Here is a 17,660-nt window from a genome sequence, read left to right on the forward strand (position 1 = left end):
GAGAAGTGAATCAGCAGCCAAGCCATCACTCAAGTGGAGTTTTTCAACACCATCTCCGCTTCGCTGCCGTTTAGGCGCCGCGCGGCGGATAACCGTTTCGAGCCCAAAGCCGCGCCCGCAAGGCTGGCTGAAACCCCTCAAAAATCGCAACGTGCGCATGAGACCCCCGCTCGGGCTACGCCCTCCCGGCGGTCTCATGCGCACGCCACAAGTGGCCGACTTTTGCTCCGCCCCGTGGCCGGATTTTACTCCGCCGTTGACAATCCTGATCATCTCACCCGAAAAGTCCGGCTCGGCAAGAACATTACCGAGCGGATCGATGATGCACGAACCGCCGCGGATCAGCACCGTCGCTGCGTCATCGCCCTGAACGGGTGCGTAGTCCGCCGGTCCGTCTCCGCGGGTAAAATACTGGCAGGCCGACAGAACGAAGCAGCGACCCTCGGTGGCGATCGTCCGCATCGTCGGCAGCTAGGTATCGCGGTCATCGACCGTTGGCGCGCAGTAGAGTTCGACGCCCTGGGCATACATCGCCATGCGCAGAAGCGACATGTAGTTTTCCCAGCAGATCACACTGCCGATGCGCCCGAGCGGGGTTTGGGCCACGCCAATGGTCGATCCATCACCGAAGCCCCAGACAAGACGCTCCAGCGCCGTCGGCATCAGCTTTCGGTGCTTTGAAAGCAGGGCGCCCGTGGATCCATAGGTCAGCGTGCTGCAGTACAGCGTTCCGCCGTCGCTCTCGACAACGCCGGTGTCAGATAAACGCCGTTGTCGCGCGCGATCTCGCCGAGACGTTCAGCTTCTGGCCCTGGAAGATCGATCGCGCTTTCGTGGTAGGCCTCTGTGCATTATCGGGACATAGATTCACGGTAGCTATCGGGGATTCGAAGGGGCATGAGTCCGTCGGCATCGAGTTCAATGCCGTCTGACCAGACATAATCGCCGGTGAGGTTGATCCGGTCCCAGCCCAAAGGTGAAAGCTGCGAGAGTAGAGCGGGATCAATTTTCACTCCGCGACTTCCAAGTTCACTCACGGCGCGGTCGAGATAGCGGCAGTTGAACAGGATGATTGCGGCGGTGACGAGATTGAGTGCTGCCGCTCGCATTTGCTGATTTTCGATACCGCGATCCCGGAAGCGGCCGAGCCGGTGGAACGCAACCGCGCGCGCCAGACTGTTTCGCGCTTCGCCCTTATTGAGTTCACCCGTGACAAGCTGGCGAAGCGCCGGATCCTTGAACCATCGCAATGTGAAGAGTGTGCGCTCGATACGGCCGACCTCGCGAAGGGCAGCGGCAAGGCTGTTTTGTTGCCGGTAGGCTGAGAGCTTTTTCAGGATCAGCGATGGGGTGATGGTTCGGTCGCGCATCGCCCTAATGACGCGATGAATGTCGGGCCAGTGATTGACGATCAGATCGCGGTTGAGCCTGTTCCCGAACAGCGGCGCGAGGCGTCCGTAACGCTTGGGCGGCTCGAAGGAATAGAGGCGGCGATCGGAGAGGCGCGGAATACGTGGCTCAAAATCAAGCCCGAGCAGGTCCATGACCGCAAACACGATATCGGAGACGCCGCCGCCATCGACGTGCAGCGCGGAAAGGTTGGCGTTGCTTTCGTGGCCGAGAATGCCGTCGAGGGCATGGATCGCTTCGCCGGCAGTGCCCGCGATCACGGTTTGATGGAGCGGTGCGTAGCGGTCGGTGATGGTGGTGTAGATTTTGACGATCGGGTCGCGGCCGTAATGCGCGTTGACCTGACCGCCAGCCTCCCCGGCGCCACCAAGATAATAAGCCTGCCCATCGGCAGAGGCGCGCCAGCCCTCACCGAACCAGGCCGCCATTGGTTCGGCCTGTATGGCGTCGGTCAGACAGCCGAGCGCGGCGCGAAACGTCTCTTCACGCATGTGCCACGTCTGCATGCGCAGGAGCGTGCGCCGCGATGCCACGCCGCAGACCTCAGCCATCCGTGACAGGCCGAGGTTCGTCGCTTCCGCAATCATAGCTGCGAGAAAGGATCGTTCATCGCTGGGCGGCAACCCGGTCGAGACATGACCGAAATGGCTGGTGAAACCGGTCCAACGTTCGACCTGAGACAAAACATCGGTGATGCGCGTCGTCGGCACGAGATTGTAGCAGGTCCGGACGAACTGTCTGCCATCGTCGCGTTCGGCAAGATCGGTTTTCGGCTCTTTCGGAAACCGCAGTCGGTCACCGGAAAACAGCGCGGGATCGCCGCTGGTCAGCCCCCCTGATACCTTGAGCAGCGCAGTATCCAGTTCGGCCGCGCGGGCATCGAGCCACACATGAGGATCAGGAATATCGGAGACCTGTGCCGGGACCGGATCCGTACTCGGTGAAAGCAGCGTTTCCAGAGAGCGGTGCAGTCGGGAGGTTGGCACCCAGATGTCGCCCGCCGCCAGTGCTCCAGCCAACGCGGAATAGGTCGCCAGCTCCCAATGGGTTCGGTCGATCTTGTCGTCCGTGACGACATAGCGCTGCCATCGCCGCTCGATATGCCCGAGCGGCAAGCCATCAGGGAGCGCCGTGCGCCAGTCGCCATCGAGTTCGGCCAGGATCGCCATCGCTGCACGGAGCGGCGCGGTACCCTTGCGACCCTCGAACGTGAACGCTTTCAGGAAGCGCGGCCCCGCCCGCTTGAACGTCCGATATTCTGGCCCGATTTCACTGATGGCATTATCTCGTCCCGGCCTCGTGGTTCGCCGGAGAAGAGCAGCGTCGGCATCGATCGTATCGAGCGAGGCGACCGCTGCGACCGCTGCTGCAATATCGCCGCCGGCGCGTGCGGCTTTGCTGACCGCCTCAAGCACGTCGGCGACACGGATTAATCGGTCGCGGCCCTGGTCGGCAGAAGCGGCAACCGTCTGTTCAAGGCGTTTGCGGGCACGCAGATGCGCTCGCCCGATGAGCGAGTCGAACATACCGATAGCTGTGTCAGTCAGCGTGGCCTCAAACTCGCGCAGCGTCGCCACAAGAATAACATGCCGCCGCGCCGACCCCATCTGCTGGAATGCCTGCGCGGTGTAGCGGACCCCTTCGCGCGCAAATTGCTCCATTCGGGGTTCGTATCGTCTATCGATGGCGGGCGTCCTGATGCCGCGAACCAGTGCGATCTTGTCAAGAATACCGACGAGCGAGGCAGAGGCGACGCGCGGGGTGGGTTCCCGTAGCCAGGAAAATCGGCTTTGCCTATCGTGCGTTTTCTCGGCGATAAGCGCGTCAAGTCGGCTATGGGTGGCCGGATCGAGACGATTGTCGATGTCGGCGATGATCCGGTTTTCGGCCGCGTGCATCGCTTCGGCGGCCATGCGCTCGACCACGGTGATTCCGGAAATGACTATCTTACGGAAGCGCAGTTCGTCGAGGAAGTTGCCCAACAAGACGCGTCCGTTGGTCAGGCCGACAGCTTCGGCTTCCAGCCACGCTCGAAGCGTTGCGCGCATCGGCTTGGTGAGGTCGGTGAACCCGAAACGCGCCTTGATCGCGAGAAGCTGATCGTAGCGTGTGGGCGTCCGTCGTGCGAAACCGCCGATCACTTCTGCATCGATCCCGATCTGCTCAGCGATATGGTCGAGCATGACAGCGGGCAGCAATTCGCCGCGTCGGAGATGCCTCCCCGGATAACGCAGACAGCAAAGCTGCAAAGCATAGCCAAGCCGGGTCTCAGGCGTGCGGGCGCTGTTGATGGCAGCTAGGTCGTTTACGTCCAGACTGTGATGGCGGACGACCGTCGTCTCGTCTTCGGGCAGCGCCAACAAAGCGTCGCGCTGAGGGCCGGTCATGTAAATGCGTGCTGGCATCGGTTATCCCTTTCAAAAATCACTTGCCTTTTGATACAGTTTTGCAAGAGGATTGTGAAAGGCATTGAGCCTTGATTTGCGGTCATGGTCATCCTGCTTCCGTAGACGGCCGTTTGTGAAAGGATCGAATTGAGCACCGCACCTTATTTGATCGGCTATGCTCGCGTGTCGAAGGGGGACGACCAGTCGAACGCAGCACAGTTGCGCGCGCTGACGGCAGCGGGTTGTAAACGCGTCTTCGAAGAATCCGCCAGCGGCGGGCGATGGGACCGGCCGAGGCTCCAGGAGATGATCGGCCAGCTACGGGATGGCGATGTCGTTGTTGTCTGGAAGCTCGACCGGCTTTCGCGAAGCCTGAAAGACCTGCTGCACTTGATGGAAAAGATCGAAGCGGCGGGGGCCGGCTTCCGGTCGCTGACCGAAGCGATCGACACGACGACACCGGCAGGCCGCATGATGATGCAGATGGTCGGCTCATTCGCCGAGTTCGAGCGCGCCATGATCCGCGAGCGGACTAGCGCAGGGCTAGCGCAGGCGCGGTTGGAAGGGCGGCTCGGTGGTCGGCGGCGCAAACTTGACGATAAGAAACGGCGTGAGATCGCCGAATCCGTTGTTGCGGGGCGCAAGTCCGGCGCCGAGATGGCGCGGCTCTATGACGTGAGCGAGCCAACCGTCTCAAGAATCGTTGCCGAATATCGTCAGCGGGAAGCCCATGAGGCCTTGGCATGACTTGGATCCGATGACCTCCATGGGGTGGAAAGCGGAAAGGCCGCTTTCAGCAGCCAACCCTTCCAAGCGGAAGATGTCGAACGACCTACCAATTGCAGTCGATCAAGACATGGATCGTCGGCAAAGCTGCATGGACCTCCGATCATTTCGGCGACAGGGTTTCAATGATCCGGCAATCGTCGACGATGCCGCACTCGCACTGGTCGATCATTCTGTCGAGTTCGGCCTTGAGCGCCATGAGATCAGTGATCTTCTTTTCGACCTCTGCACGATGTTCGCTAGCGATGGCATCAACTGCTGCGCAGGATTGTCCGCGATTGTCGGATAGCGTGAGAAGCGCTCTGATCTGGTCGAGCGAGAAGCCCAGGTCACGTGCCCGGCGGATAAAGCTCAGCCGGTTCAGATGGTCTGGCTCGTACGCCCGATAATTGCCTTCGGTACGCGAGGGCTCGGGCAGTAGACCGTTCTTCTCGTAAAAGCGGATCGTTTCGACCTTGGTACCGGTTTGCCTTGCAAGATGACCGATCGTCAGAATTGAAGAGTTCATTTTATGACCCTATAGCGTATACAGGGTCATGTAGGTTCTATTTGGACGTTTGTCGATCTCGATGGCTCGCCTAGTGCGCCGCTCTGGCGCTCTCCACCTCTTCACGCACCAGGTCGTGGAGTTGCTGCGGTCCGAAGGATTCCAGCGGCCTGCCATTCACGAAAAAGGTCGGTGTCTGGCGCACATTATTGCTCTGAACATCGGCCATATCCTGCTCAAGAACGGCGTCAATCTCGGCCGAGGACATCTCACGCCGTGCCTGCTCAACATCCAACCCAGCCGCCGCCACGATTTCCCAGGCTTTCTCGAGATCGGGTGCACCATGCACGGCCCATTCCGGCTGTCGCGCCAGCAGGGCTTCCAGTATCGGTTCGTATCTGTCCTGAAGACGGGCTGTTTCCAGAATCCTGACGGCTTCGTCAGATCCGTCATGGAAGGGCGCGTATCGGATGACCAGGCGCGTCTCGGCAGGGAAATTCGCCATGATCTGCTTAACGGCTGGATAGAAAGCTCGGCACGCCTCGCAGGACGGATCAAAGAATTCCACGATCGTCACCGGCGCATCCGCTGGGCCGATTACGGGTGAATGCGCCCTGACCAACGCATCACCTTGCGCCGGTGCAACGGGCTGTGCCGAGAGGCCGCCGTACCGGTCGTAGATAAAGGCACCGCCTGCAAAGACAATCAGTGCGACAAGGCCAGTGAGAAGTACGATGGACCGTCTGGTCATGTTGAACGTCTCCGGTGCGCGAGAACGAGAAGAAGAGCGATGCTCCCAAAGGCGGCGAGCGATAGGTAAGGGAGCGGCAAAATGCCAAGGACCGTCATCTCGACGCCAGAACATGACGGGCCGTCTTGTGTACAAGGCTCGATGGCTGCTGGAAGGATCCTCGCATAAAGGAGGGAGTGGAATGCAGCGATGGCGGCACCTAGGGCAGCCAGTGGAAGTCCGTACCGGGAAACGCTGGCATCACCTCGAAAGCTAGCGACAGCCAGAATGACCGCCAGCGGAAACATGAAAGCGCGCTGATGCCAGCACAGATTGCACGGCGTCTGTCCCATGACCTCACCAATGAAGAGAGCGCTGAGCGAGGCGGCAAGCGCAATGAGCCATGCCGAGAAGACGAACGCCCAGGTATTTGCAGTCGTGCCCGCCCCGGTGGTCATAGCACTCCCTTTCGCCATCGTTTCGCTTCGCTCCATTTACCTTTGCATTCAACTATTTCTGCACCCTGTACCCACTACAGGGTCAAGGCTCCTTAATGAAGTTGTACCGCGAATTTGCACGTGGATCGCAGCGCGAAATCAAATAAACGAAGTCCACTCTTGACCCTATAGTTGCTACAGGGTCTATCTGCGGTGTCACATTAAACCATCGAGGTGACACCATGGCGGCAGCGAGCCCTTACAGACTGCGTATAGAAGGCATGGACTGCGCCTCGTGCGCATTGAAAATCGAGACGGCGATGCAACGCCTGCCGGGCGTTAGCGACATCAATGTCAGCTACGCCAACGAGACGCTAGCATTGCAACTCGATGAAGACCGGACGGCCCTCGGCACTATTGAGCAAAAGATCCGAGCGCTCGGGTACACGCCAGTGATCGAGCAGGCTGAGACGAAGGGGGGGCCGCCTCGGAAGCGCATCACAGAGGCGTGGTGGAAAGGCAGCAAGGGTCGGCTTGTACTGCTGACCGGCGCACTGTTCATGCTTGCCTTCGCCATTGCGCGTATCCTGCCGGATTGGGAGCAATGGCTCTATTCAGGTGCGGCCCTGATCAGCGTTATCCCGTTCGCGCGGCGGGCGGTCGCCGGTGCGATGTCCGGCTCACCCTTCACCATCGAGACGTTGATGACGGTCGCGGCACTCGGCGCGGTCGCCATCGGCGAGGCCGAAGAAGCTGCTGTCGTGATCTTCCTGTTCGCAGTGGGCGAGCTGCTTGAAACCGTGGCGGCAGGCCGTGCGCGGGCAGGCATTGAAGCGCTGATCGATCTCGTGCCCCGGGTCGCGTTCCGCGAGCGTGATGGTGTCATTGAGCAGGTCGCTGCCGAAGAGTTGGCTATTGGTGATGTCGTCGTTGTTCGGCCTGGGGACCGTGTGCCGTCTGACGGCACGGTGATTGATGGTGCATCTGAGGTCGATGAGGCGCCCGTGACAGGCGAATCCATGCCCGTGCTTAAAGAAGCCGGCGCAAACGTCTATGCCGGCAGCATCAATGCAAATGGCGAGTTGCGAGTGTCGATCAGTCATGTCGCGGCCGACAATACCATTGCCCGCATCATCCACATGGTCGAGGAAGCTCAGGAATCAAAGGCCCCGACGGCGCGTATGATCGACCGTTTCAGCCGCTGGTATACGCCTGGCGCTATGGTCGTCGCGGCTCTGATCGTCGTGGTGCCGCCGCTCGCCTTCGGCGGTGACTGGATGACATGGGTATATCGGGGTCTTGCGACGTTGCTGATTGCTTGCCCCTGCGCGCTCGTGATTTCCACGCCGGCGGCTATTGCCTCGGGTCTTGCCGCCGGCGCGCGTCAGGGATTGCTGATTAAGGGGGGCGCGGCACTGGAAATACTCGGTAAGGTCGTAACTGTTGCCTTCGACAAGACAGGAACGCTGACGCGTGGCCATCCCCAGGTGACGGACATTGTGCCGATCAATGGGGACGAGAACGCCGTCCTTGCCATTGCAGCGGCCGTCGAGCGCAGCACCAGCCATCCTCTCGGGGTTGCAATCGTGGAGGCGGCAAAAGTGCGGGGGCTCGAACTGCCCGTCACCTTCGGGGGCGGCGTTGCCACACCCGGCAAAGCGGTCACAGCGCGGTTGAAGGACGGCTTCGCTTCGGTCGGGTCTCCCCGTCATGCCGCCGAACAGGCTGCCCTCGAAGAGAACATTGCCGAGACGATCACCATACTGGAGAGCCAGGGCAAGACGGTCGTCGTGCTTATAAAGGGCAAGACCATCGAGGGATTGATCGCGTTGCGCGACGAACCGCGCGACGACGCTATCGAAGGTGTGAAGCGGCTGACAGATCGAGGTGTGCGGCCACTGATGCTGACCGGCGACAACAAGCGCACGGCCGACGCCATTGCGGCCCATCTTGGCCTTGAGGCAAGCGCCGAATTGTTGCCCGACGCCAAGCTCGCCGAGATCGGTCGCCTCAAAGCTAATGGCCCGATCGCCATGGTGGGAGACGGTATCAATGACGCGCCGGCGCTCGCAGCCGCTTCCGTTGGCGTTGCCATGGGTGCAGGCACCGACGTTGCTCTGGAGACCGCAGATGCCGCGCTGCTCAGAAACCGGGTGACGGGTGTTGCCGATCTCATCGGGTTGTCACAGGCGACACTCGGCAATATTTGGCAAAATATCGCCATAGCGCTTGGTCTGAAGGCCGTCTTCCTCGTGACGACTCTATTCGGCATTACCACGCTCTGGATGGCGATTCTCGCCGATACGGGCGCTACGGTCCTCGTTACAGCCAATGCGCTGCGCCTGCTGACCTGGCGCGGCACCCGCGACAAATGAGCCCAAGCAGTGCGCGAAGGCAGGTCGCGGCTTCCACTTCTCGCCAAGAAAGCCGAGGTGTAATTTATGAGTAATCAGTCCAAGGGCAGTGCCACTTCATCCGAGAAGAGCGAACAATGGGCGCTCGCATGGGTGCTTGCGATCAATACGGCCCAGGCAGCCATTGTGGGGGGATTAGGGTGGTGGGCTCAGTCAACAGGATTGATGGGCTCTGCACTCGATAATCTTGGCGATGCCGGTGTCTACGCTATTAGCCTTTTCGTCGTAGGTCGCGGTTTGGCGGCGAAGGTTCGAGTTGCCCGGCTGTCGGGTATCCTTCTGATGGTTTTCGCTGGTCTTCTTCTATTTGAAGTCGGTCGTCGCTTCTTCACTGGCTCCGATCCGATAGGGCCGGTCATGATTGCCGTGGCAATCGCGAGCGCGCTTACGAATATGATCTGCATGTGGTTCCTGAATTCTCATCGGGAAGGCGGCGTGCATCTGCAAGCCTCATGGATTTTCACGACAAACGACATGCTCGTGAACTCAGCCATCGCGCTTTCGGGTCTGGCCGTAATCCTTTTCAATTCGCCCTACCCGGATCTGATCATCGGCCTGGGCGTGGTTGTTGTCGTTGTCAGAAGCGGCTTGGAAATTCTTGAAAAGGCCGGGGAAGCTGGAGAGAAAGTTAATCAACATGATTAGTTCACGAGCCCTATCCGCCGCCTTCCTTACCCTTGCGGTATTGATCTCTCCTGCCGTTGGTCACGACTTCCAAGCCGGTTCGATCACCATCAATCATCCGTGGTCGCGCGCGACTCCGCCGGTCGCGCCGGTAGCCGGCGGCTATCTGACGCTAACGAACGATGGCGGTATGGCCGACCGTCTGGTTTCGATCTCATCACCTCTGTCAGAACGGGCGGAAATCCACGAGTCGACCGTGATCGACGGGGTTGCCAGCATGAGGCCGGTGCAAAATGGCATCGAAATTGGGGCTGGCAAGACGGTCGAACTTCAACCTGGCGGTATACACATCATGTTTTTGAAGCCATCGCGTCCTTTGAAGGAAGGGGAGCGGTTTGCCGCAACACTGGTGTTCGAGCAGGCCGGTACCATCGACGTTGAGTTCGCTGTGCAGAACATGGGTGCTCGTCCGGAATTTGCGAACGAACATGACGGGCACGGAGAGGCTGTCCAATGAGCGGCGTCAAACTTTTCCGTCTTGTTGCATGGGTTGCCGTCGCCGCTGTCGGTGGGCTTTTCATCGGCTTGTCAGTGTCCAAGCCTTGGCAGCAGCAAAATGCGGCGGTCGCGTCTTCGACAGGCATCGCAGCTATCGGCGGCCCGTTCCAGCTCACATCGCATCAAGGCGGGACGATCGACAATGCCGCGCTTGCTGGAAAGCCTTATCTCGCCTTCTTCGGCTTCACCCATTGTCCCGATGTGTGTCCGACGACGCTCTACGAACTCAGCGATCTCATGAACGAGCTCGGGCCGGTGGCCGACCAGTTCAACGTACTGTTCTTCACCGTCGATCCCGAACGAGACAGCCAAGAGCTGCTGGCTCAATACATGACAGCCTTTGATGATCGCATCCTCGCATTGCGGGGAAATCGACAGGAAACGGACGCCGTGGTGAAGGCCTTTGCGGCCTACGCGCGAAAAGTGCCTCTGGAGGGGGGCGAATACACGATGGATCACACCGCAGGCGTCTACATGATGGATGCCGAGAGCCAATTCGTCGGCACGCTCGACATGCACGAGCCGCGTGAGATTCGCTTGCAGAAGCTCCGCCGTCTAGTGGGCGAGATTGGCTGATGGAGTTCTCCAGTATCGGAATGGCGACGGCTTTCGCCGCTGGCGTTATATCCTTCCTGTCGCCCTGCGTTCTGCCGCTGGTGCCGGGCTATATTTCCTACGTTGCAGGCCGCACGATTAGCCCGGACGGAATTGCGGCCGATACAGAATTCAGGGCAGCGGGCCGAACTCTCGGCCTCAGCCTCTGCTTCGTGCTCGGCTTCACGACCGTGTTTGTCATCCTTGGGGCCAGCGCCACCGTGTTGAGCCGGCTCTTGCGCATGTATCTTTTCGAAGCGAACCTGATTGGCGGAGGGATCGTTATCGTCTTCGGCCTATTCACGACCGGCCTCGTACCAATGCCCTGGCTCAATCGTGAAGCCCGGTTCCATGCCAATCCGGGCAGCGGAAGCGCTGGGGCCGCTTATCTCCTGGGTCTCGCTTTTGCGTTCGGCTGGGCTCCCTGCATCGGACCAGTGCTAGGTGCGATTCTGACCCTCTCCGCTGCCAACGCCACGGTTGCAAGCGGAACGACGCTGCTCGCCGTCTATTCCCTGGGCCTTGGCCTCCCTTTCATCTTGGCGGCTTTATTCATGCGCGGGTTCATGGCGCGGATGATGTCGATGCGCCGCACCGGCCGGGTGCTCAAAATCGTCGTTGGTGGGGTGATGGTGGTGATGGGCATCGCCATGATCACCGGCCATCTCTCTAGCTTTGCAATATGGCTGCTCCAGACGTTCCCGGCCCTCGGTCGGATCGGCTAAGCCGGAGTTTAAAGGACATTCGGACATGCTCAGGCTCGGCCTTCCACTCGCCCTTGGCGGGTTTTTCATTGATCAGGCGACGAAGTGGTGGGTCATGGACCATGTTATGAATCCACCTCAGGTCATTCCCGTCACCGGCTTCTTTAATCTCGTGCTCGGCTTTAACACCGGCGTGAGCTTCGGATTGTTCGGCCAGGCGCCGGTTTGGCTCCTGATGGCGTTCCCGCTCGCTATAGTCGCCGGCCTCCTTATCTGGATCCATCGAAGCGACAGCCGCCTGACGGCATCCGCCCTCGGGCTCGTGGTTGGGGGGGCGCTCGGCAATCTGCTCGACCGGCTCCGGCAGGGTGCCGTGACGGATTTCCTGGATTTTTACATCGGCAGCTATCATTGGCCCGCCTTCAATCTTGCCGACGTGGCGATTGTCTGTGGGGTAGGGCTTTTGCTGATGGAGAGCATTCTGGTAAAAGGCAAAGCAAAGGCTGCATGAACAGAAGCCCTCGCCAGCTATCCGTGAGCCATGGTTCGGAGGAAATAGACGTTCTAGTGATCGGCGCGGGTCAAGCGGGACTCGCAGCCGGCTATTATCTTGCCCGACCAGAGCTTTCATTCCAAATCGTCGATCGCCATGCCCGCGTCGGCGACAGTTGGCGCCATCGCTACGATTCCCTGACCCTGTTCACTCCGCGCGCATTTAGTTCGCTGCCTGGTCTTGCGCTCGATGGGGACCCAGAAGGCTATCCAACGCGAGACGAGTTTGCGAATTATCTCGAAACCTACGCCAGCCATTTCGACCTACCGGTGCATTCCGGAAATGGTGTGGCTCGGCTCGAACGCCGGGCCGATGAGCGGTTCGCCGCGCAACTCGACGATGGCAGGTACATAGTAGCGAAGGCAGTGATCGTCGCGACGGGTGCGTTTCAGAAACCGATAATCCCAACGATTGCTGCCGGCTTCGACAGCGCAGTCAAGCAACTAACACCGGAAAGTTATCACAATCCCAGTGATCTCCCGCTTGGCATGGTCCTTATTGTCGGAGATGGAGCAAGCGGACGCGACATCGCAGCCGAGCTGGCTTTGACCCATGAAGTGGTGCTTGCGGCTGGACGCAGCCGCCGTCTGTTTCCCGAGCGCATTCTGGGCCAGAGTACATGGTGGTGGCTGCACACATTGGGCTTGATGAGAGCAAGGCCCGAATCGACGATAGGACGCGTGATGCGGCGCGCGGACCCCTTTCCTGACAGGGATCGGAGCCTTGACGACTTGGAACGAAGGGGCGTAGCCGTCGCGAAACGCTTAGTCTCTTCACAAGACCGCCTCGCATTCTTTGCCGATGGATCGAAACGGGTGATCGATTCCGTCATCTGGTGCATCGGATATCGAGACGATAGCGCATGGCTCCAGATTCCAGGCAGTACCCGTTCCAACGGAAGCATTCTGCAAGAAGGCGGCCTTTCTCCCGTACCGGGCCTTTTTCATCTAGGACGTCCGTGGCAGCGAAATCGTGCTTCAGCCCTCGTGATGGGCGCTGGTGAAGATGCTTCCGCAGTTGTCGCCGCATGCGCGAAATTCTGCTCCGGTCGCGACGTGCCGGTATGATAGGTCGCGGTGACGTCGGCCACCTGCAGCGTCTGGTTTCAGAAGCAATGACCTGCCTCAGGGACGTCCCGGATGGCGTCGCTTGTTGCCCGACCGCGTTGGTACCGTCCAGCAGGTTCCTACCGTGAATCTATGTCCCAATAATGCACAGGGGGCAGGCCGGCGCTACCGGTGATAAGGCGTCTCGAAATTCTGAACATAAATTTCATCTTGGTCACCCTCTGTTTTGATTGAATGGCAGACCGGTCTTACCGCGACCGGTATATGCTGAGGTGCCGCGGTGACGGCACTCGCTGTCATCTGGCTCAGACAAAGATCAGAACGAGACCGGGAAACAGCAGGAAGAAAATGATGCGCAGCACGTCGGCGGCGATGAAGAACGACGCGCCGCGGTAAATATCGCGTAGTTTGAGGTCCTTCTGGATGCCGTTGAGCACGAAGAGGTTGATGCCGACGGGCGGCGTGATCATACCGATCTCGATGATCATCACATTCATGATCCCCCACCAGATCGGATCGTATTGAAGTTGACCGACGATCAGCGGATAGATGAATGGCATCGTCAAAATCATCGCCGCCATCGCGTCGAATACGCAGCCGAGGCCGATATAGAGCAGGATCACAATGATAAGCACCGCCTCGCGCGGCAGGCCCATGCCGCCGACCCAGGCGATCGCGGCCTCGGGCAAGCCCGACAGGGTGAGAAAGCTCTTGTAGATCTCCGCGCCGATCAGAATGAGATAGATCATGGCGACGTTGGACGCCGCCTTCTTCAGCGTGTCGATGAAGTTGCTGCGGGTCAGGCGCGCCCGCACGATGCACGTCACGAACACCAGGGCGACGCCGACCGCCGCGCCTTCGTTGACGGTGAAGATGCCGCTATAGATGCCGCCGAGCATAATCACGCCGACCAGCATGGTCAGCCTTGCCTGTCCCGTCGCCCTGGCGCGCTCGCGCCAGGTGGCGGGAGCCAGCGCTTCCGACGTATCTCCGTGCACAGCGATAAAGACGCGCACGGCGATGGCGTAAAACAGCACTGCGACAATGGCGGGCACGATTGCCGCGCGAAACAGCGAGAGCACGCTTTGCTGCGTGAGGATGGCATAGACGACCATCACCACCGAGGGTGGGATCAGCGAACCAAGTGTTCCGCCGCCGGCAATGGAACCGGCGATGAGCGAGTCGGAATAGCCGCGCCGCCGCATTTCCGGCAGGGCGATCTGGACCATGGTCGCGGTGGTGGCAACGGACGAGCCGCAGATCGCGCCGAATGCGGCGCTGCTGCCGACCGTCGTCAGCGCCAGGCCGCCGCGCAGATGCCCGACCCAGGCATGCGCCAGCCGATAGATCTCCGAGGACATTCCGGCAATGATGGAAAAGCCGCCCATCAGGATAAATAGCGGAATGATCAGGAGTTCCTGGGAGGAGAGCGATTGCACCGTCGCCACGCCGAAGATCGAAAAGACCGAGACGTCGAAGGCCAGGAGCAGGGTGAAGAGCGTGCCGACAATAGCCATTGATGCGGCGATGGGGACGCCGACCAGAATGAAGGCCAAGAGGGTTACGAGACCTGCCGCCCCAATCATGATGTCCGACATCATTCCGCTCCTTCCGGGGCTTTGTCCAGCGGCGCAGGTTCGGACGCGGAAAGCGCCCGGTCGCATTGCCCGGCCAGAACGACGAGCTGGATCAGCGCCGACATCCAAAGGGCGAGGGAGGCAAGCGCCCAGGCCGGCCAGCGCGGCAGGTTCAAAAGCCAGGTCGTTTCCCCCGAGCGCCAGATGTCGAACGTATAGTCGCTGACCCACCACGCCATCAGCGCGAACATCGCCAGCAGGCACAGGTGTCCGAAGACATCCAGCGTCTCGCGCAGACGCCACGGCAAGACGTCAATTAGGAAGCGCACCGTGATCGCGCTGCGGCCCGCCGCCATCGCCGGAAAACAAAAGGCGATGGCGACGATGCCGAGCGGGGCATATAGATCGGACAAGCCGTCAATGCCGGAGTTCATCACGAAATTGTCGAAGCCGGGGGAAAGATCGCGCAGGCCGTAAACGATGTCCGATCGCAGCGCAATATCGAACAGGGTCAGGGCGGTCACCGCCAGAAGGGCGCTTAGGCCCACCACCGCAAGCATATTGGACAGCCTGGCCATTTCGCGTTCCTTCTCCCGGCTGGGCGATCATTTGCCCAGGTGTGTCTTCGCGGCTTCCAGCGTATCGGCATTGGCCGGGTCGGCGGCGACCCAGTTGTCGACGACCTGCTGCAGCACCTTGTCGGCCCGCTCCATATCGGCTTCGCTGAAGGCGACGAAATGGTGATCGCCCGATGCTTCCAGCCGCGCTGTCACCTCATCGGTCTGCTTGTCCATGTTTGCGCCCAGCACTTCGGTGAACCACTCGCCGCGCAGCGCGTCGATTGCCTCGCGTGATTTCGGCGACAGGCTTTCATAGCGATCGCGCGACATTGCCCACAACACCGTGAACGAACCCAGCGGAAGGTTGGTGACATGGTAATGCACGAGGTCGCCGATGCCGAAATTGTAGAGATTGCCGGTATCGACCAGCGCGCCGTCAATCAGGCCGCGGCTGATATTCTCCGCCAGCCCGGTGGCCGGAATGTTCGAGACCGGGACCGCGCCCAGCCGGGAGACGATCTGCGCCTGCATCTGGCCCGACACCCTGAGCTTCTTGCCGCGCAGGTCGCGCAGGCTGTCGATTTCCTCGCTGGTGTGGATGAAATAGGGGCCGGCCTGCAACACGCCGAGCACCACGAGATCGTCCAGTCCGGTGATCTTGCCCTCTTCGATCAGCGCCAGCGTCGCCAGCGAACCGTCGGAATTGGAGCGCGCGAGATTGGGAAGCTCGAAGACATCCATGCCTTCGATGCGACCGGGCGTGTAGGGGATCGGGATTTCGGCGATATCAGCAATGCCGTCCTGCACGATCTTGAGCTGCACCTCGCCGCCCGAAACCAGCGAGCCGCCGGCATAAAGCTTGATCTGCAAGGCGCCGTCCGAAAGCTCTTCGGCGCGTTCGATGAATGCCGGAACCGATACGGCGTTGTTCACGGTCGAGGCCGGCAGGAAGGATGAGAATTTGAGCTCATCGGTCGCCTCCTGGGCAAAGGCGGCAGAGGCCAGCGTGACCGATAGCAATGCGCCTGTGAGAATGTTCTTCAGTTTCATGATCATTTCCCTCTTTGATTGGTATTTTTCGGTTGTGCATGCAACTCCCGTCACTCCGGAGGATCAGACGGGAATGTGGTTGATTTTCTTCATCGCTACCTCGTCCAGCGCGTCTTGGTAGCCGGCATCGGCATAGCGGATGACGCCGAGCCCGGTGTCATTGTCGAGCGCGATTTCGAGGCGACGATCGGCCGCCTCGGTGCCATCGGCGACGATCGTGACGCCGGCCGAGGTCATATAGCCGGCATAGCCGCCGCCGCCGGAATGCACGGTGACGAGATCGGCGCGGGACGAGCATAACAGCATCGCGTCCAGAAGCGGCCAGTCGGCGATCGCATCGGAGCCGTCGCGCATGTTCTCGGTCATGATATTGGGATGCGCCATCCCGGCCGAGTCAAGGTGATCGCGGGAAAACGCAACCGGCCCCTGCAACGCGCCGGTCGCGACCATCTGGTTGACCGCGCGCGCCAGCGCGCTGCGCTCTCCATGGCCAAGCCAGGCGATACGGGCGGGCAGTCCTTCAAAGGGAACATTTTCACGCGCAAGCCGGATCCAGTTGGTGACGATCCTGTTGTCGGGAAACATTTCGAGCACGAGATCGTCGATCTTGCCGATGTCGGAAGCCTCGCCCGACAGCGCCATCCAGCGAAACGGACCGATCGCGCGGCAAAACAGCGGCCGCAGATAGGCTTCGGTGAAGACCGGAATGTCGAAGGCATTCTCCACGCCGCCGATCTGCGCCTGCGTGCGGATCAGATTGCCATTGTCGAACACTTCGGCGCCGCTCTTCTGAAAATCCAGCATGGCCGAGACATGTCGTGTGATTGAAGCGCGGCCGGCCTCGATCAGTTCGTCCGGGTTCTGCAAGCGTAGGCGGCGCACGCGCTCGATGTCGTACCCCTCGGGGATATAACCATAGACCAGATCGTGCGCCGAGGTCTGATCAGTCACGATATCGGGGGTGATGCCGCGCCGGGCGATCTCGGGGTAAATCTCCGCGGCGTTGCCGACGAGCCCGACCGAGACCGCACGACCTTCGGCGCGGGCCTGCTCGATCCGCGCGAGTGCTGCGTCGAGGTCCGGCGCAATTTCATCGAGATAACCGATTTTTTTCCGCGCTTCCGCGCGGGCGGGATCGACCTCAACGCATAGGATCGCAGCGCCCGCCATCCGTCCGGCCAGCGGCTGGGCGCCGCCCATGCCGCCGAGACCGGCGGTCAAGATGAAACGGCCGGAAAGACTGCCAGCAAAACGGCGCTCGGCGATCCGCATGAATATCTCATAGGTCCCCTGAATAACGCCCTGCGAGCCGATATATTGCCATGCCCCGGCGGTGAGGCCGCCCCAGCAGATCAGCCCCTTGCGTTCCATGTCATAGAAGTTTTCGGCCCTGGCCCACTGCCCGACGATGTTGCAGTTCGCCATGATCACGATCGGCGCCTCGGGACTGGTTTTCATCAGGCCTACGGGCTTTCCCGACTGGATCACCAGGGTCTGGTCTTCGTCCATGCCGATCAGTGCCTGACGGATCGCATCATGTGCGGCCTTGTTGCGCGCGGCCTTGCCCAGAGCGGCATAGACCACCAGATTTTCCGGGTCCTCGCCGACGGCCAGAACGTTTTCCATCAGACGCAACAGAGCCTCCTGCCGCCAGCCTTTGGCGCGAAGTGTCGGGCCGGAGGGGATCGGAAAAGCCGGATGGCGGGGATTGTCCTTCGGCAT

At 60.5% G+C, this 17,660-nt stretch carries 16 protein-coding genes and 1 pseudogene; 8 read left to right on the forward strand and 9 right to left on the reverse strand.

The genetic code is table 11. The features are described 5' to 3' along the window. A pseudogene (locus V6767_RS17140) lies at positions 1-726 on the reverse strand (nitrilase-related carbon-nitrogen hydrolase); the annotation flags it as partial. A gap of 125 nt (positions 727-851) precedes the next feature. Then, entirely contained in the window at positions 852-3,815 is a 2,964-nt protein-coding gene (locus V6767_RS17145) for a Tn3 family transposase (RefSeq protein WP_009452621.1), read from the reverse strand. A 129-nt stretch (positions 3,816-3,944) separates the two neighbouring features. Here V6767_RS17145 and V6767_RS17150 point away from each other — a divergent pair, with 129 nt between their 5' ends. Next, complete coding sequence (locus V6767_RS17150) at positions 3,945-4,544, forward strand: recombinase family protein (protein ID WP_009452622.1); 600 nt, start codon at positions 3,945-3,947, stop codon at positions 4,542-4,544. Positions 4,545-4,686: 142 nt separating this feature from the next. On the opposite strand, the gene V6767_RS17155 is transcribed toward V6767_RS17150, so the two are convergent. The 3 genes from V6767_RS17155 to V6767_RS17165 form a co-directional block, all read right to left on the reverse strand. Next, on the reverse strand, positions 4,687-5,091 hold the full coding sequence (locus V6767_RS17155; protein WP_009452623.1) for a MerR family transcriptional regulator: 405 nt from the start codon (positions 5,089-5,091) through the stop codon (positions 4,687-4,689). Between the two features lie 70 nt (positions 5,092-5,161). After that, positions 5,162-5,821 (reverse strand): DsbA family protein, encoded by a 660-nt coding sequence (locus V6767_RS17160; protein ID WP_028793180.1) that lies wholly within the window; start codon positions 5,819-5,821, stop codon positions 5,162-5,164. Beyond that, a complete protein-coding gene (locus V6767_RS17165; RefSeq protein ID WP_009452625.1) occupies positions 5,818-6,294 on the reverse strand; it encodes a disulfide bond formation protein B in 477 nt (158 codons plus the stop codon). Before V6767_RS17165 ends, V6767_RS17160 begins: the two co-directional genes overlap by 4 nt. 185 nt (positions 6,295-6,479) lie before the next feature. Between V6767_RS17165 and V6767_RS17170 the strand changes: the two genes are divergently transcribed. From V6767_RS17170 to V6767_RS17200, 7 genes are all read left to right on the forward strand, one after another. Further along, positions 6,480-8,612, forward strand: a complete 2,133-nt coding sequence (locus V6767_RS17170) for a heavy metal translocating P-type ATPase (RefSeq protein WP_024706424.1) — start codon at positions 6,480-6,482, stop codon at positions 8,610-8,612. 66 nt (positions 8,613-8,678) lie between these two features. Beyond that, a complete protein-coding gene (locus V6767_RS17175) occupies positions 8,679-9,296 on the forward strand; it encodes a cation transporter (protein WP_018065776.1) in 618 nt (205 codons plus the stop codon). Then, positions 9,289-9,792 carry a copper chaperone PCu(A)C gene (locus tag V6767_RS17180; protein ID WP_009452628.1) on the forward strand — a complete coding sequence of 168 codons (504 nt, stop codon included), beginning with the start codon at positions 9,289-9,291 and terminating at the stop codon, positions 9,790-9,792. Before V6767_RS17175 ends, V6767_RS17180 begins: the two co-directional genes overlap by 8 nt. Next, positions 9,789-10,409 carry an SCO family protein gene (locus V6767_RS17185; RefSeq protein WP_009452629.1) on the forward strand — a complete coding sequence of 207 codons (621 nt, stop codon included), beginning with the start codon at positions 9,789-9,791 and terminating at the stop codon, positions 10,407-10,409. Before V6767_RS17180 ends, V6767_RS17185 begins: the two co-directional genes overlap by 4 nt. Continuing rightward, a complete protein-coding gene (locus V6767_RS17190; RefSeq protein WP_448474574.1) occupies positions 10,409-11,152 on the forward strand; it encodes a cytochrome c biogenesis CcdA family protein in 744 nt (247 codons plus the stop codon). Before V6767_RS17185 ends, V6767_RS17190 begins: the two co-directional genes overlap by 1 nt. Positions 11,153-11,177: 25 nt before the next feature. Further along, positions 11,178-11,642 (forward strand): signal peptidase II, encoded by a 465-nt coding sequence (gene lspA, locus V6767_RS17195; protein WP_009452631.1) that lies wholly within the window; start codon positions 11,178-11,180, stop codon positions 11,640-11,642. Continuing rightward, on the forward strand, positions 11,639-12,751 hold the full coding sequence (locus tag V6767_RS17200) for a flavin-containing monooxygenase (RefSeq protein ID WP_051085129.1): 1,113 nt from the start codon (positions 11,639-11,641) through the stop codon (positions 12,749-12,751). Before lspA ends, V6767_RS17200 begins: the two co-directional genes overlap by 4 nt. 305 nt (positions 12,752-13,056) lie before the next feature. On the opposite strand, the gene V6767_RS17205 is transcribed toward V6767_RS17200, so the two are convergent. The 4 genes from V6767_RS17205 to V6767_RS17220 all read right to left on the reverse strand — a co-directional run bounded on the left by V6767_RS17205 (position 13,057) and on the right by V6767_RS17220 (position 17,660). After that, on the reverse strand, positions 13,057-14,349 hold the full coding sequence (locus V6767_RS17205) for a TRAP transporter large permease (RefSeq protein WP_448474575.1): 1,293 nt from the start codon (positions 14,347-14,349) through the stop codon (positions 13,057-13,059). Then, complete coding sequence (locus tag V6767_RS17210; protein WP_448474576.1) at positions 14,349-14,906, reverse strand: TRAP transporter small permease; 558 nt, start codon at positions 14,904-14,906, stop codon at positions 14,349-14,351. Before V6767_RS17210 ends, V6767_RS17205 begins: the two co-directional genes overlap by 1 nt. 27 nt (positions 14,907-14,933) lie before the next feature. After that, positions 14,934-15,938 carry a hypothetical protein gene (locus V6767_RS17215; protein ID WP_448474577.1) on the reverse strand — a complete coding sequence of 335 codons (1,005 nt, stop codon included), beginning with the start codon at positions 15,936-15,938 and terminating at the stop codon, positions 14,934-14,936. Between the two features lie 63 nt (positions 15,939-16,001). Next, positions 16,002-17,660, reverse strand: a complete 1,659-nt coding sequence (locus V6767_RS17220) for a urocanate hydratase (protein ID WP_448474578.1) — start codon at positions 17,658-17,660, stop codon at positions 16,002-16,004.

Source organism: Martelella sp. FLE1502 (assembly GCF_053484255.1).

What these genes read in the sequence shown, in the direction of transcription:
- lspA (WP_009452631.1), top strand. Translation starts at nt 11,178, where the DNA reads ATGCTCAGGCTCGGCCTTCCACTCGCCCTTGGCGGGTTTTTCATTGAT.
- V6767_RS17170 (WP_024706424.1), top strand. Translation starts at nt 6,480, where the DNA reads ATGGCGGCAGCGAGCCCTTACAGACTGCGTATAGAAGGCATGGACTGC.
- V6767_RS17210 (WP_448474576.1), bottom strand. Translation starts at nt 14,906, where the DNA reads ATGGCCAGGCTGTCCAATATGCTTGCGGTGGTGGGCCTAAGCGCCCTT.
- V6767_RS17200 (WP_051085129.1), top strand. Translation starts at nt 11,639, where the DNA reads ATGAACAGAAGCCCTCGCCAGCTATCCGTGAGCCATGGTTCGGAGGAA.
- V6767_RS17175 (WP_018065776.1), top strand. Translation starts at nt 8,679, where the DNA reads ATGAGTAATCAGTCCAAGGGCAGTGCCACTTCATCCGAGAAGAGCGAA.
- V6767_RS17160 (WP_028793180.1), bottom strand. Translation starts at nt 5,821, where the DNA reads ATGACCAGACGGTCCATCGTACTTCTCACTGGCCTTGTCGCACTGATT.
- V6767_RS17215 (WP_448474577.1), bottom strand. Translation starts at nt 15,938, where the DNA reads ATGAAACTGAAGAACATTCTCACAGGCGCATTGCTATCGGTCACGCTG.
- V6767_RS17205 (WP_448474575.1), bottom strand. Translation starts at nt 14,349, where the DNA reads ATGTCGGACATCATGATTGGGGCGGCAGGTCTCGTAACCCTCTTGGCC.
- V6767_RS17180 (WP_009452628.1), top strand. Translation starts at nt 9,289, where the DNA reads ATGATTAGTTCACGAGCCCTATCCGCCGCCTTCCTTACCCTTGCGGTA.
- V6767_RS17220 (WP_448474578.1), bottom strand. Translation starts at nt 17,660, where the DNA reads ATGCCGAAGGACAATCCCCGCCATCCGGCTTTTCCGATCCCCTCCGGC.
- V6767_RS17145 (WP_009452621.1), bottom strand. Translation starts at nt 3,815, where the DNA reads ATGCCAGCACGCATTTACATGACCGGCCCTCAGCGCGACGCTTTGTTG.
- V6767_RS17190 (WP_448474574.1), top strand. Translation starts at nt 10,409, where the DNA reads ATGGAGTTCTCCAGTATCGGAATGGCGACGGCTTTCGCCGCTGGCGTT.
- V6767_RS17165 (WP_009452625.1), bottom strand. Translation starts at nt 6,294, where the DNA reads ATGGAGCGAAGCGAAACGATGGCGAAAGGGAGTGCTATGACCACCGGG.
- V6767_RS17185 (WP_009452629.1), top strand. Translation starts at nt 9,789, where the DNA reads ATGAGCGGCGTCAAACTTTTCCGTCTTGTTGCATGGGTTGCCGTCGCC.
- V6767_RS17155 (WP_009452623.1), bottom strand. Translation starts at nt 5,091, where the DNA reads ATGAACTCTTCAATTCTGACGATCGGTCATCTTGCAAGGCAAACCGGT.